Origin of the sequence: Paenibacillus sp. WLX1005, assembly GCF_046603685.1 — a bacterium.
Lineage (GTDB): Bacteria > Bacillota > Bacilli > Paenibacillales > Paenibacillaceae > Saccharibacillus.
Window position 1 is genome coordinate 4,263,512 of the sequence record NZ_CP176756.1, and the last position, 15,351, is coordinate 4,278,862.

Here is a 15,351-nt window from a genome sequence, read left to right on the forward strand (position 1 = left end):
CCCTAATTCCCTTCCCTCCGCTCCGAGCTGCATCGAAACTTTGGAATGGGTTTAGTAAAGGAGAAAAAAGCTCATCCGCGGATGAGGGTAGCAGTAGAAAGATAAGGAGTTTGTAGGGTGAGATTGAGATGTATTGGTATGTGGCTACGCCTATGCCCACATCTATACCTACACCTACACCTACATCTACATCTACATCTACATCTACATCTACATCTACATCTACATCTACATCTACATCTACATCTACATCTACATATTATTATCGTGAAAAGTTTAATTGATATAAAAAGATATAAACAAATATAAAAAAAGATACTGATGGGTTTCGCATCAGTATCTGGGAATTGTTGCATATTTCACATATGAAATTAGCGACAGGCATACGTGCATGGTGCCTGTATTTTGTATATGTGCTTGTTGGAGCTGTTTGGAATTAAGAATTTTAATTTTGATGATCTGTGCAGATGGTGATGGTTTGGGATTGCGTCTATTACTGTTTATATCCTGATGAAATCAGGATTGGACTGCGGGTTGGTGGCGTTCTTCGCGACCTGGGATTTTGCCGGTGGCTTCGAAGGCTTCGACGATGATGTCGATTTCTTTTTTGAGTTCTTCTACCATGTCGGCTTCAGGCACTTTGCGAATCATTTTACCGTAGCGGAACAGCAGACCTTCACCACGTGCGCCGGCGATGCCGATATCGGCTTCTTTGGCTTCACCTGGTCCGTTGACTGCGCAACCGAGTACGGATACTTTGATCGGCACTTTCAGTTTGGAGATATATTCTTCGACTTCATTCGCAATGGAGAACAGATCGATATCGAGGCGACCACAGGTCGGGCAGGATACGAGTGTTGCCGCATTGGAGATCAGACCGAATGTTTTGAGCAGCTCACGAGCTACTTTTACCTCTTCCACAGGATCGGCGCTGAGGGAAATGCGAACAGTTGAACCGATACCGAGCGATAGCAATGCACCGATACCCGCGGAGCTTTTGATTGTACCGGCGTTCAATGTACCCGCTTCGGTAATGCCGAGATGCAGCGGATATTTGATCACTTCAGCAGCTTTGCTGTAAGCAGCAATTGCCATCGGTACATCAGATGCTTTGAGCGATACGATAATATCGTGGAAATCAAGCTCTTCCAGAATATTAATATGGAACAAGGCGCTCTCTACCATTGCTTCCGGTGTTGGATACCCGTATTTCTCCAGCAAATGGTTTTCCAATGAACCGGCGTTCACACCGATACGAATTGGAATGTTTTTCTCCTTGCAGGCACGTACAACCGCTTCAACTTTATCGCGACGACCGATATTACCCGGATTAATACGGACTTTATCGATACCGTTCTCGATTGCCAGCAGAGCTAGCTTATGATTGAAGTGAATGTCGGCTACAAGTGGGATATTGATGCGTTTCTTGATTTCTTTGATAGCAGCAGCGGCTTCTTCGTTGTTCACTGTTACGCGAACCAACTGACAACCCGCTTCTTCCAAGCGCAAAATCTCGGCTACAGTTGCTTCCACATCTGCCGTCTTCGTCGTACACATACTTTGGATCAGAACTTCATTGTTGCCACCGATCGTCAGGTTGCCAACTTTGACAGGTCTCGTGTTTTCTCTCAAAAACATGGTTTCTTCTCCCTTGCATTTGGGCTTAATCGCAAACCAGCCTTTATCCTACAAAGGAAAAAGGCCGGCGCGATTTCGATTTATCTATACGTGTAGAAGAATCGCATGGAGCAGCGACACCCCGGAAATCGTCGTTGTTCAACGAGTACAGAGCGGGATGTCATAAGCTACTCAGGCACTTTCTTCTTGTTTTTTGTCTTTGCCAGTTTGGAGTTCAGGTACAACCTTGCTCTCCACTACTTGCTCGGTGATTACGCAACGAGTAACGTCATCACGCGATGGCACTTCGTACATCACGTCCAGCATAATGCCTTCGATGATAGCACGCAGACCACGAGCACCAGTATTACGTTTGATCGCTTCGCGGGCAATCGCCTGCAATGCGCCTGGCTCGAATACGAGTTCCACATTGTCCATTTCCAGCATTTTGGAATACTGTTTGGTCAATGCGTTTTTCGGTTCGGACAGGATACGTACCAGTGTTTCTTCATCCAGCGGTTCCAGTGCAGAAATAACTGGCAGACGACCAACAAACTCTGGAATCAGACCGAATTTGAGCAAGTCTTCTGGAAGAACCATGCTCAGATATTCGCCGGCTTTTAGGTCTTTTTGACCTTGATTGTCGGAGCTGAAACCAATTACTTTTTTACCGATCCGGCGTTTGATGTATTGTTCCAGACCATCAAATGCACCACCGACGATAAACAGAATGTTCGTTGTATCAATCTGGATAAATTCTTGATGCGGGTGTTTACGTCCGCCTTGCGGTGGAACAGAAGCAACCGTACCTTCCAGGATTTTCAGCAACGCTTGCTGTACGCCTTCACCAGATACGTCGCGGGTGATGGACGGATTTTCAGATTTGCGTGCCACTTTATCGATTTCATCGATATAAATGATGCCGCGTTCCGCTTTTTCTACATCATAGTCTGCTGCTTGAATCAGCTTCAGCAAGATGTTTTCTACGTCTTCACCAACATAACCAGCTTCTGTCAGGGAAGTCGCATCCGCAATCGCAAACGGCACATTCAAGATGCGCGCCATTGTTTGCGCCAGCAGCGTTTTACCGGAGCCTGTCGGACCAACGAGCATGATGTTACTTTTTTGCAGCTCGACGTCTTCGATTTTGCTCTGGGTATTGACGCGTTTGTAATGGTTATATACAGCAACGGACAGGGATTTCTTCGCTTGTTCCTGACCGATGACATATTGATCCAAAATAGAACGGATTTCTTGTGGCTTCGGAATGTCTTTGAGGTCGAGTTCTTCTTCATGACCCAGTTCTTCCTCCACAATCTCCGTGCACAGTTCGATACATTCGTCGCAGATATATACGCCTGGACCCGCTACCAGTTTGCGGACCTGATCCTGCGATTTACCGCAAAAAGAACATTTGAGCTGTCCTTTTTCATCGTTGAATTTAAACATGTCTACACCCCTTTTTAGCTTGTGACAGGACGGGTAATAACCTTGTCGATCAGCCCGTATGATTTGGCTTCCTCAGCATCCAGGAAGTAGTCACGATCCGTATCACGTTCAATTTTGTCCAGTGTCTGACCGGTGCGTTCTACATAAATCTGATTCAGCTTCTCGCGTGTTTTGATGATCCATTCGGCATGGATCTTCATATCGGACGCTTGTCCGCTAATACCGCCCAGTGGCTGGTGAATCATCACTTCGCTGTTAGGCAGCGCGAAACGTTTGCCTGGTGCGCCAGCTGTCAGTAACAGGGAGCCCATACTTGCGGCAAGTCCCATACAGATGGTCGACACATCCGGTTTAACGAATTGCATTGTATCGTATATACCCATACCCGCTGTTACAGAACCACCGGGAGAGTTGATGTACAAGTGGATATCTTTCTCCGGGTCTTCAGCAGCAAGGAATAATAATTGTGCGATAACAAGATTGGCTACATGATCATCAATCGCCGTATTCAAAAATATAATACGGTCCTTGAGCAATCTTGAGTAAATATCGTAAGATCGTTCGCCTCTACTGGTTTGTTCAACAACCATAGGTACCAGACTCATAGAACCAACCTCTTTCTTATCCAGGAATATGACGACGGGAATTGCATACATTGAAATACAGATGCAATTTCTATTTTAACATGTAGACTGCGCCATGTCATTTTTTCAAAGGTAAAGATTTGGAAAATATATCGCAGTCCACAAATGGATGACAGCAACTATTAACCAATTTCCGCAAGCAAAAACCGCTATTCGTAAACAAGTCCCTAAATAGGGAAAAATAAGGCACGCAGATTATACGTGCCTTATTAGTAGAGATTGCACATTCATGCAACCGTACAGTATGCAATTGAATTATTCGGCTTTCTCAGCCACTGCTTCCACTTCTTTGCTGCTGTCAACCAGCAGTTCGATTGTTTTGCGCAGTTTGATTTCTTCGGAAAGACTTGCCAGGGAACCATTCGCACCCAGAATGCTGCGAACTTCTTCAGCACTGCGTTGGAATTGGGAAGCCATTTTTTCCAGCTCCGCATCCACTTCTTCGTCAGAAACTTCGATGTTCTCGTCTTTTGCGATTTGCTCCAGTACGAGGTTGTTGCGTACACGTTTTGCAGCTTCCTCTTTCATTTGCTCTTTGAGGTCATCCGAAGTTTGACCGGAGAAGCTTGTGTACATTTCCAGATTCATACCTTGTTGACGCAGACGGTTGTCGAAGTCGCGAACCATGTTGTCGGTTTCGGAACTTACCATTGCATCTGGAATTTCGATTTCAGCGTTTTCAGCAGCTTTATCAACAACAGCTGCTTCTTTTGCTGCTTTTACTTCGTTTTCTTTGCGGGAAGCGATTTGTTGTTTCAGGTCTGCTTTGAATTCGTCCAGTGTGTCGAATTCACTAACATCTTTTGCAAACTCATCGTCCAGCTCAGGCAGGTTTTTGCGTTTGATTTCATGCAGTTTTACTTTGAACACAGCTTCTTTTCCAGCCAGTTCTGTTGCATGGTAGCTCTCAGGGAACGTTACCGTTACGTCTTTGAAGTCGCCAGTAGCCATACCAACTACTTGATCTTCAAAGCCTGGGATAAAGGAGTTAGAACCCAGCTCCAGGGAGTAACGCTCAGCTTGACCGCCTTCAAATGCTTCGCCATCTACGAAACCTTCGAAATCGATAGATACAGTGTCGCCATTTTCAGCAGCGCCTTCTTCGATTACGGACAGTTCAGCATGACGTTGTTGCAGACGCTCCAGCTCGCTGGCGATGTCTTCGTCAGATACTTCAACTGCGGAAACAGGAACTTCCAGACCTTTGTAGTCGCCCAGCTTCACTTCAGGTTTTACTGTTACTTTTGCTTTGAATTTGAAAGTTTTACCTTTTTCAAATTGCTCAATTTCGATTTCAGGACGATCAACAGGGAAGATATCTGTTTCGTCGATTGCTTCGGAGTATGCTTCCGGCAGCAGGATATCGATCGCATCGTTGTACACACTCTCGATACCAAAACGTGCTTCAAAGATCGAGCGAGGTACTTTACCTTTACGGAACCCCGGTACGTTCACGGATTTAACCACTTTGTTGAATGCTTTATCAATCGCTGCGCTTACACGCTCAACAGCGACTTCTACTTCAAGAACACCAAGGTTCTTTTCTGTTTTTTCCCATTTTGCTGTCATTTCAAGAATTCCCCTCCAACAAATATTTAACATGAATGATTTCGTTTAAATTGTACATTTTCACGTGCAGAATAACCACTATAGTATATACAACAATTCATGTTTTATCAAGTTCGTTTCTATATCCCTTCGTGGGACGTTGTCATGCACACTGCACTAACGTACTCAGCGTGGTATTTGCCCGGATACGAACTGCTGCAATGCACGGTACGCTTGTTCATACCGGAATCGGATGCTGTCGGTGACGCCATACAGTGTGCGCGTCTCTTCCTCATCGCTAGAACCTTCCAGCGTCTCAGCAACCGTCTGATGCAAAGCCGCTGCCCACACATCAATCTCAGCATCATCGCCACGCGAGATGTACAGATAGTCCTGCGTGCCGAAAATACTCATAATGAACTGCGACCACAGCTCCTGAGCAAAGTAGAACAGATTCGGCGCGCTAATCTCCGCCTTGTCAGATACCCGTTCCAGAATCTGAATAAAGGATAACGGGAACTCGGTCGGATCAAGCGGAACCGTCTCTACGTCCACATCAACCCGTTCATTGCGATGCATATAATGCACATTGCCGCGATGTCCACGGCGGCGCAACGTTTGCAGGACGCGGAATTGGATGAGAGGATGTAGCTGCCCATCCTGCTGTAGCCAGTCTACAATCTGTTCATCAATCTGTGGTTGCTCCAAATAAGAGAGTTGCTCTAGCGCTAACAATGTACGTTCCGATACAGGAAGCTCCATCGCAGTCTTAAGCAGCTTTTCTTCATACTGCCGGTCTTCAGCTTGTTTGAGCCTAACTTTGTCCCGCATCACCTGCTCGTTATCAGGCGTTTCCTCTGGCTCAGATTCCGTTTGCGACATCGTTTGTTGACTGTAAGTCGCCTCTGGAAAAGTAGTCTGCAACCAGCCGAGCAGCGATTCCCACTCTTCTAGCTGACGTTCATCCTGCCCCTGACATTGCAGTAAAAACTGAAGCATTTCCATCGCCTCTCGATAACGTTCCGTCTCCAACATGCTAGTTAATTCGACCTGATAATAATCCAGCGTCTTCGGAAACAGGACAACATTCCGATTATGTTCTGTATGTGAATGCGTTGAATCAGCGATAACGACACCTCCTGCACTTCTTGCTTCTTTATGCACAACTCCATGATTATAGCACAGCTTATCACAGCGCACAGCCGTGTTACACGTCTATACATACGTGGACTACTATTTTGTTTGCGACCTATTCATGTATTAACACACTGCATAGTAACGAAACGTCTGGCGTACAGATTGACTTTGGTAACAAGCATGCTTGTACAGAGTTGTTTGCGTTGCTGTATTTGGATAAAAATAGCTTGCTTTCTTTTACACCACATGTTAATATATTTTTGTTGCGCTTGAAACGTAAATTTTATATTTGTCCCAGTAGCTCAGCAGGATAGAGCAACGGCCTTCTAAGCCGTCGGTCAGGGGTTCGAATCCCTTCTGGGACGTCACAGAGAAAAGCATCTCCGTTTAAACGGGGATGCTTTTTTGTATATTCCGGTTTGGATATTCGCATATCTTGTTATGATCATTCAATACAATACACGCCACAGGTAAAAGGTAGCATACGACTCCCAGTTGCTCCAGCCTGCGGACAGCTTCAGCAATTCCTCGCGTGTTGGCTTTGCCGATGAACCGGTTAGATGACGAATTACATTATGAAGCCCCACATCATCAATCGGAAATGCAGACGGGATTCGTAGACAGCGCATGAGTACATAATTAGCAGTCCAAGGACCAATACCGCGAATACGAACGAGCATCTTCTCCGCTTCACGATATCCACCAGCAGCCAGCAATTTCTCTTTGCTCAGTTCTCCACTGGCAACAAGGCGAGCAGCATGAAGGATATATTCGCATTTTTTCACGGTCATATGCATCAATTCCAGATCGTCCATGTTAAGTTCTGCAATCCGCTCGGCTATAGGGAAGATACGATACGTCTCTCCTTCGTACTCTACAGATTCGCCAAATGCCTCAGTCAAACGACATTTCAGCGTGTGTGCATAGCCGATATTGATCTGCTGACCAAGGATACCCCAGCATAATGTCTCAAATAGATCGGGAATCCCCATATTGCGTAATCCGTAAAAGGACTCCACCGCATGACCAAGCAGTGCGTCACTGCTGGCCAGTTTGTAGAACGGCAACAGATCGATACCCAGATCAAACCAATCACTCACATACGCAGCTACCGCAGCACGTTCCAGTTCGTCGGTCGGTGCAGTATTACCAAGAAATTGGACAACGATCTCACCCTGCTGCTCTTCAACGATACGCAGCAGTGGGCGCGACTCTCCAACCGCCAATGCTTTATACACATCGTGTTCGCCAACCGTAAACAAACATTCATTGGGAGAACTGCGTAAAAACTCAATGTTCATGCGAAAGTTGAATTCAGCAGGTACAGGTAATATGAGACGATCGCCATGATCTTGCCATCGTCCATGCTGCTGAAACTGCTCAATTTCGGAAAGTGATAGTCCAGCGTAATAAGGTACTGCTGGCTGATCATCTATCCTTGATTCGGTTTCTTCTATATTGGAGTCATCATTTGAAGCATACGATGAATTATCTTTTGGATATGTCTGATGAGGTTGTTGCTGTTTGTCATAACCGGTCATAGTAGATCCTCCTGTGTTATATAACGATGTTCTCACAGTGTTATATACCCGATTTGACGACCGGTTGGACGATAAGACGTATGCAATGTGCAGCTAACTGGTATAAGGTCTATGATTTGCTGTATTGTATCTTTTATTTGTCGTAAAAATGAACCAGTTGATCCACTTGTACGGGCAGCCCGGTACGAATCGACCGATTGGCAGCGATGCCTGTCAAAATCGAACGCGCCCCATCGGTATGATTGGCGGCGCGATGAAAAGGATCATCCTTCGGTTCGCCAAATATATCATTTAATAATACCGGATCACCGCCACCATGACCGCCTGCTTGTTCTTCAACCTGTACTTCGTAAGGCTTATCAAACATAGGGTAGACAGTTATTTTTTTGCCTTCTAGTGCACCTTCGTCTGCTTTTTCACCACCAGCGTTAACGTACGATTTCTCTACAATCTCCATTTCGATACGTCCCTTTGTGCCGTTGAAGGCGATTCGGTATCCTTCCCACGGCATATAAGCGTTGAGCGAATAGGTTAGCATCGCTTGATTGCGGTAACGAACCACTACGCTCATCGTATCTTCAATGCTGATTCCGTCGCCAAATACGCTCTGATCACGTTGGTATCCATCCTCATGCTCGGCATCCAGATACATCGCTTTCAGATTATCATTCTGATCCAGATGCAGTGCAAACGGATCGTCCTTGGCATGTTCATTGCCTGTTGCCCGATTATAAAAGGACGTTTGTCCGCGCTGTTCGGCATTGTCACGTCCATAAAAGAGCAAATCGCCGAATGCAAATACTGTTTCCGGCTGTGAGTCAATCCAGAAATTGACCAGATCAAAATGATGGGTCGATTTGTGCACGAGCAGCCCGCCGCTATTGCGCTTGTCGCGATGCCAGCGCCGGAAATAATCTGCACCATGCTGTGTATTCAGCAGCCATTCAAAATGAATCGAAGTCACCTGACCAATCACACCATCGCGGATCAGCTCGCGTGCCTTCGTGTGATGCGGTGCATAGCGGTAGTTAAACGTCACTCTTACTTGTTTGCCAGTACGCTCTACAGCATCCAGAATTTGCTGACATTTGTGCTCGTCTACAGTCATCGGCTTCTCGGTAATTACGTTACAGCCTAGCTCCAGCGCCTGAATAATATAATGATGATGCGTTCGATCCACGCTCGTTACGATTACCTCATCCGGCTTCTTATCACGAATCATCTGCTCAAACTGGTCTGCACGGTACAGATCAATGGCAGGATGATCATACTTTTGCTGTAACAGTTGATTCGCGTATCTTGCCCGCGTCGTATTGATATCGCAAAAGGCTACCAGCTCTGCGGTTTCCCTAAAATCGCGTGCCATCGCTCCATAAAAAAATTCTGCGCGTCCGCCGGTGCCAACCAGTACATATCGCTTCTTGCTCATCTTGTTCTGCCTCCTGTTATCGTAAACTTACTTCTTCATCAGCTTAACAAAACAAGCGGGAACAATCGCCGCAAATGATGTCCTGTTTACAAACCCCGCATATTTTGTTGTATGATACTACGTATATGGATAACGCTTACATTGAAGATTATGTCTATATGGCATACATGCGTGACTTATATTTATCTGCTTTATTCAACAGCTTACTACCATCTTTATATGTTGGAGGATGAACCTGATGACCCTAGACACGACGACTATGGATCTGCAAAGCAATCTGACGGATAGTCGGATGCCTGATGAGCTGGTGGGCGAATATGCGGCGCGACAGCATTATTTTGCAATGACGGATGAGCATCTGCATCCACATTACGAAATGTATATTTTGCTAGCTGGAGAACGGCAGTATTTTATTCGAGATCAGGTGTATACCGTTCATGCCGGAGATATTGTATTTATTGGCAAGCATGAATTACATCGGACACTGCCTGGTCAGTTGCCAGAGCATGAGCGAATTGTACTGTACTTTAATGATACGTTTGCTACGAAACGACTAGGTGCATACGCCAATTGGTTGCTGACGCTTTTTGATCCAACCCATCCGGTATATCGTCCGCAGCATCGTCAACATATGTTGCACGAGATCATACAACAGCTGGTGCGCGAATTGAATACGCGTGCGCAGGGATATCAGCTTATGGTAGAGCAGCTAGCGATACAAATATTACTGCACTGCGCACGACAGCCGTCAGATCAACCAACACGAGTGGATTCTTCATCACGGTCAGCGGTTCAGGGACAAATGTCCGCAGTCGCACGTCATATCCGCGAACATTACACTGAGCCGTTGCCGTTGCAACGACTGGCTGAGCAATGTCATCTCAGCCCTGCTCATCTCAGCCGTATATTCAAAAAAACGACCGGATTTCATGTAACCGAGTATATCAATACGATTCGAGTGCAGGCGGCACGGGAATTGCTGAGTCATACCGAGATGAGAATTATCGATGTCGCCGCAGCAGCAGGCTTTGGCAATGTTTCGCATTTTGGCAAAGTATTCAAGCACATATGTCACATCAGTCCACGCCAGTATCGGCAAACCGAACGCAAAAAACAGGCGTTACCGCAGCAATAATGCAGTAACGCCTGTCTGTAATTAATTGTCATGACGAATAGGGCGCGAATTGGATAAAAATAAAGCTCCGAGTAATACTAAAATAGCAATCGACCAGAGCATCGTATTCATCGCATTATCATAATCGACGATGATCAAACGGATGATCGCCGTGATGCCAATATAGATGAAGTAACGCAGCGGAAAATGAAATCCGCTTTTGAAATATTTGATGATCAAGGCAATAAACTCAAAGTACAGGAAAAAGACGAGCAATGTAGCAGTAAATTCATACGATGTTGCTGCCTGATCATCCAGAAAGATAAAACTAAAGATATGCCAAGCTTCTTTAAATAGGAAAAAACAAAGTGTAAAAGCAACCAGCCCCAGCGTTACATTGAGTACAGCCTGTAAAATGGCGGGAATTTTGTACACATAGCGCATCCATCGATCCATTTATAATGCCTCCCGTTTTCACAGATATAGTGTTTTGACTTTTTGAAAAGATAAGAATGAATAAAGTATACAAGTTACTGAAATTCGCTGCAATGCCATCATTTTTTTACATTTAGATCGCTTTTATTATTGTGCTCCTGTGTACATTATATCGTCCATCCTAACAGCAAATATAAATAGCATATGTATTACGGCAAGATCATGTAGCGACAATAATATAAAATACATATATTGTAATTTATGGTTTTATTTTATTATATATACTTAATGTGTAATCCATATTAGACTAAGCTGGTAAGTCATTATAAAACGAAGGAGTGATTTACCGATGGCGCAACGCGAAGTGCATATTTCCGTAATTAATGTAACTGACAGTGAGCTTGTACTTGAAGACAAAACGGTGCTGGATCATGGAGAATGGGCGGTTTCACCGACCAATGTTCCTAACAATGCCAAGCCCGTGAATTTCGAGGCGGATTCGGACGGCTTTTCTACAGGTGTGGAAGGAACGATTTATTACAAGCTTCCGCAAGGAGAAATCACGTTATATTTTGATGATCCATTTGTTGGTTCAGACGGATTCTCGGCACAGAGCAGTTCACCTGCATACAACATTCAGGTGATTGGCGGCAGCGGTAATGTTTGTAATGTGACTTATCTGGTTAGCAATGCCTGAGTGCTCTGATTACGACATTCATGGATAAGCCGCGAAATAATCGAAGTTATATTGTAAATGTCATGTATCCAGTTGGAAGATCTGACTGAAGGAACATACAAATGAACATAACGATGTACGCCAAAAAGCGTCTCCACTTACTTTACGGAGATGCTTTTTGGCATAGGGTCTATATTTTGCATAACATTTATGGTTTGCATGGGATCTATTGGTATAAGATCTATGAAGGAACTGCTTTTTTGTGTACGATCCATTTTTTCGTGTTTTGTGTCATTGTTATATTCGTGTTTTTCGTAATAGATGAAATGGAAAACGAGAAAAATAGAATAATCAACTATGCTGACTTCTCAGACTATGTTCAAATTACTATGGTAAAAAAACATCGCCCTCTTCATCCAATAGTCCTATGATCAGCATTTTGTACTATCTTTCTTCTACCTTCAATGCCAAATAGATAAAAAACATTTTAAAAAAAGGAACTTTTTATTCAAAAATGAGTTTAAATTGGGAAAATGTGTATTATAATATCAGTGTGCTTATTCATCAAATTACATACACAATATACGCACTACTTCATCTTACTCGTTTTGGAAGCGTACACACCGTTGCCATGCATACAAGATACAGGTTTTCTGAACCATTTCCATTCAAGATTCCCTACAGTAAAATATAGGAACTATTTATGTGCATATCAACGGGAGGGGATACAGAATGTCTAGACCCATCTCTGACGAGGAATTGGGACGCATCATTCAATCAGCTGACAACGATACCTCCGTATCCCTGAACACCCGGGAAGACGGACTTGCTGGCGATAGTAACAATGGTTGGATCAAAGTTAAGGATAACCGGATTCATGTCTTTTCACCAAAAGCAGGTGGCAAAATGGCATCGATCCGTGCTGTTCTACCGGTTACGCTCATTGTAAATGAGAATATCATTTCTGGTACTGCTCATGTGAGCGAAGAAGATGTAGTTCATTGGGAACTTCAACATACACCGATGTTTGAAATCAGTGTATCACCAGATCAGATGGAAGCGTACTTGACGCTGCATACCCGTGAACGGTTTGAATGGACGCTGGTTGATACACCCGCAGCGAACCAGATGATCGTGCGTGCGATGCCAGACCAAGCGCGCATCGTCGACACTGTACAATTCAAGCATATTACGAATGCGCTGGAACACCACGGCATTCGTAAACATATCGATAAAGCTGCCATTCTGGATGAATTGGAAGCGCCCACTCATCAGCCGATCGTAATCGCGCGCGGGCAAGCCTCGATTCCCGGCACCGATGCGCGGCTGGAATTGTTTTTCCCGGAAAAGATCGAGACGATCTTCCACGAAGCGGGCGGGATTGTCGATTATCGTAGTCATCGCCGGATTCCATCGGTACATGAGGGCGAGATTGTCGCTGCCAAGCATGAACCGATACAGGGAATGCCGGGCTACGATGTATTCGGCAATGAACTGCTACCACGTCCGACACAGGATCTGGAAGTCGTAGCAGGAGAATTTGCTGAAATGAATGATCATGGACAGATTGTAGCGCTGCGCCCCGGTCGCCCGCGTATGACGGGTAAAGGCAATCGGCAGGTGATCGATATTTCCAATGCTTTTGTCGTGGATGGTGATGTTGATCTGCGAACAGGGAATATCGTGTTCGCTGGGGATGTGATTGTAAATGGCAATGTGACCGATCATATGATCATTGAGTCGCTTGGTAATGTATATGTGCATGGTAATGTGTACAACTCCACTATTACGGCAACCGGCAGTATTTCGATTGAAGGAACGATTATTGGCGGGCGCATCTATTCTGGTTATTTTGGCGTGATGTTCAACCGAATGTATGCAGCGTCCAAGCAGCTCAGTCATGAGATTCGTCAGCTTGATCTGGCGGCGCATACGTTAGCTGAAGAAGTCGCTGCACGTCAGCAGACCGTACGTTATAGCCAGATGATTATGCTGCTCATCGAACGTAAATTCAAAACGATTCCTGAGCTATGCAAAGAATTGTTGCAGGTATTTGCCAGTATTCAGCATGTGGATAGCCGTGAATCGGAGCAGCTCAAACATCATCTGCATTATTTTCTGCATTCCGGTGCAATTCTGGAACAGGTTGATGAGCAGCAGATCGTATTGATTCGCGGGCTGCTGGATCGTCTGTATGCTAGCGTATCTTGTATGCAGGAGATTGAAGTCAATATCGAGCTGTACCGCTGTCAATCAAGTGAGATCAAGTCGAACGGTGATATTGTGATTACGCATGAAGGCGTTATGCAGAGCGAATTGTACTCAGCAGGCAGTATCGCTTTTATGAAGGAGCAATCCATTTGTCGCGGTTCACGGTTACATGCGGAAGATCGGATTATTGCAGGAATGGTCGGTAGTGATGCGAATGCAGGTTGTATTTTGCAGGCGAAGCAGCATGTATATGTCAAGAAGCTGTATAACGGCTATATTATGATCGGTGATTATCGGCATCATGTGCTCGAACCAGTTGAGGATCAGTTGTTTGATGAGGAGTATATGCAGAGTCGTCCACTGTTCCATGCGGCAGGAACGGCTATGCAAAATGTACCGGGTGGACGAGCAATGATGAATGGACGTTAATCAAACGAATATTAATCTAAAGTTATACGATTAGACAGTCCAGACCATTCTAGATAGTAATATTAATAATTAGGCAGTATTTCAAATTACCTATACAAAAAAGCAGGCAGTTGTTGGTCATCAACAATTGCCTGCTTTTTCATTAGTATTGTCGTTTGACCTTCGGCTGCGGTTATGGATCGTTACAGTATTATATGTGCTATATGATCGTGTTACATTACATTTCTTACAACTGCGGCACAGTCCGATACGCTTGCGGAATTCGCTCCAGCAGACTGTTTCCGTACAATTGATGGAACGGTTGCTCTGGCATATGAACATAGCCGATATAACATCCACACTGGCTCATCCCGCATGGTCGTTTCTCTGCCATTTGCTCCAGTTCATGACGGTAAATGCTACCGATCACGCGCTTGTCCTGATAGCAGCGCTTCACCATTCCATTGCCCTGCACATAAAAGACCTGCTCGCCCGCCAGACAGGATTGTCCGAGACTGTCATAATCATTGAGATTATGTGCAAAATACGGATCAATCTGCTGCAAATACTCCACTTCGCCGGGACGATAGTAGTTGGGGCGATCTTTGAACGCATTAATCCATACATACACATCATCAGGTAAACGTCGGCGCAGGGAAGCAATCGCTGCAAATGATTCGCGCAAGCCGACTGTACCAGCGCTAAAGGCAATTCCCTGTTCATAGAGCGTCATACACTGTTCAAAAAATCGTTCTTCCGTCGTTTCACCCGGATGATAGGTCGCCCAAAATGCAGCTTTGTCACGCTGCAATGCCGATGTCCAATCCAGCTTGACTGACAGATTCGTCTGAATCGCAATCTTATCCACATGCGGTAGCTGAGACAGTTCCACCATCGCCTGTCGATACCAGCTGTGCACCAGCCCTTCGCCATATGGATTAAAAAAGATCGACAAACGGTGTCCCCGACTCTCCTGCTGACGCACCCAGTTTACGAACTTGCCCAATTGCTGACGATCACGCGCTAGCGTTTCGCGGCTGTCCACTCGTTTACTAAACGGGCAGTAAGGGCAAGCGTAATTACAAGATGACAGGCTGCCGCGATAATATACCGAAGCTTGCATGCCTGAAGCGCTAGCAGGT

Annotated in this window: 12 protein-coding genes and 1 tRNA gene; 4 read left to right on the forward strand and 9 right to left on the reverse strand. The window is 45.2% G+C overall.

Features of this window, described 5'->3' with window-relative positions; translation table 11 throughout:
* Positions 1-516: 516 nt before the first annotated feature.
* The 5 genes from ispG to ACE3MZ_RS18245 all read right to left on the reverse strand — a co-directional run bounded on the left by ispG (position 517) and on the right by ACE3MZ_RS18245 (position 6,422).
* A complete protein-coding gene (gene ispG / locus ACE3MZ_RS18225) occupies positions 517-1,638 on the reverse strand; it encodes a flavodoxin-dependent (E)-4-hydroxy-3-methylbut-2-enyl-diphosphate synthase (protein WP_411343534.1) in 1,122 nt (373 codons plus the stop codon).
* 171 nt (positions 1,639-1,809) lie between these two features.
* Entirely contained in the window at positions 1,810-3,066 is a 1,257-nt protein-coding gene (gene clpX, locus ACE3MZ_RS18230) for an ATP-dependent protease ATP-binding subunit ClpX (RefSeq protein ID WP_367062897.1), read from the reverse strand.
* 14 nt (positions 3,067-3,080) lie between these two features.
* A complete protein-coding gene (gene clpP, locus ACE3MZ_RS18235) occupies positions 3,081-3,671 on the reverse strand; it encodes an ATP-dependent Clp endopeptidase proteolytic subunit ClpP (protein ID WP_411343535.1) in 591 nt (196 codons plus the stop codon).
* Between the two features lie 294 nt (positions 3,672-3,965).
* Positions 3,966-5,279 carry a trigger factor gene (tig, locus tag ACE3MZ_RS18240; RefSeq protein WP_411343536.1) on the reverse strand — a complete coding sequence of 438 codons (1,314 nt, stop codon included), beginning with the start codon at positions 5,277-5,279 and terminating at the stop codon, positions 3,966-3,968.
* Positions 5,280-5,444: 165 nt separating this feature from the next.
* Entirely contained in the window at positions 5,445-6,422 is a 978-nt protein-coding gene (locus ACE3MZ_RS18245; RefSeq protein WP_411343537.1) for a hypothetical protein, read from the reverse strand.
* Between the two features lie 264 nt (positions 6,423-6,686).
* Here ACE3MZ_RS18245 and ACE3MZ_RS18250 point away from each other — a divergent pair.
* Positions 6,687-6,760, forward strand: a tRNA-Arg gene (locus tag ACE3MZ_RS18250).
* 84 nt (positions 6,761-6,844) lie between these two features.
* Here the strand turns inward: ACE3MZ_RS18250 and ACE3MZ_RS18255 are convergent.
* Both ACE3MZ_RS18255 and ACE3MZ_RS18260 read right to left on the reverse strand, forming a co-directional pair.
* Positions 6,845-7,936: a DNA-3-methyladenine glycosylase family protein gene (locus tag ACE3MZ_RS18255; protein WP_411343538.1), complete on the reverse strand. Its 1,092-nt coding sequence runs from the start codon at positions 7,934-7,936 to the stop codon at positions 6,845-6,847.
* 133 nt (positions 7,937-8,069) lie between these two features.
* Entirely contained in the window at positions 8,070-9,365 is a 1,296-nt protein-coding gene (locus tag ACE3MZ_RS18260; protein WP_411343539.1) for a Gfo/Idh/MocA family protein, read from the reverse strand.
* A 238-nt stretch (positions 9,366-9,603) separates the two neighbouring features.
* Between ACE3MZ_RS18260 and ACE3MZ_RS18265 the strand changes: the two genes are divergently transcribed.
* Positions 9,604-10,500, forward strand: a complete 897-nt coding sequence (locus tag ACE3MZ_RS18265) for a helix-turn-helix domain-containing protein (RefSeq protein ID WP_411343540.1) — start codon at positions 9,604-9,606, stop codon at positions 10,498-10,500.
* Positions 10,501-10,521: 21 nt separating this feature from the next.
* On the opposite strand, the gene psiE is transcribed toward ACE3MZ_RS18265, so the two are convergent.
* On the reverse strand, positions 10,522-10,935 hold the full coding sequence (psiE, locus tag ACE3MZ_RS18270) for a phosphate-starvation-inducible protein PsiE (protein ID WP_411343541.1): 414 nt from the start codon (positions 10,933-10,935) through the stop codon (positions 10,522-10,524).
* Positions 10,936-11,263: 328 nt separating this feature from the next.
* Between psiE and ACE3MZ_RS18275 the strand changes: the two genes are divergently transcribed.
* Positions 11,264-11,611 carry an aegerolysin family protein gene (locus ACE3MZ_RS18275; RefSeq protein WP_411343542.1) on the forward strand — a complete coding sequence of 116 codons (348 nt, stop codon included), beginning with the start codon at positions 11,264-11,266 and terminating at the stop codon, positions 11,609-11,611.
* A gap of 711 nt (positions 11,612-12,322) precedes the next feature.
* Positions 12,323-14,230: a DUF342 domain-containing protein gene (locus ACE3MZ_RS18280; protein WP_411343543.1), complete on the forward strand. Its 1,908-nt coding sequence runs from the start codon at positions 12,323-12,325 to the stop codon at positions 14,228-14,230.
* 226 nt (positions 14,231-14,456) lie between these two features.
* On the opposite strand, the gene ACE3MZ_RS18285 is transcribed toward ACE3MZ_RS18280, so the two are convergent.
* Complete coding sequence (locus ACE3MZ_RS18285) at positions 14,457-15,332, reverse strand: STM4011 family radical SAM protein (RefSeq protein WP_411346842.1); 876 nt, start codon at positions 15,330-15,332, stop codon at positions 14,457-14,459.
* Positions 15,333-15,351: the final 19 nt, after the last annotated feature.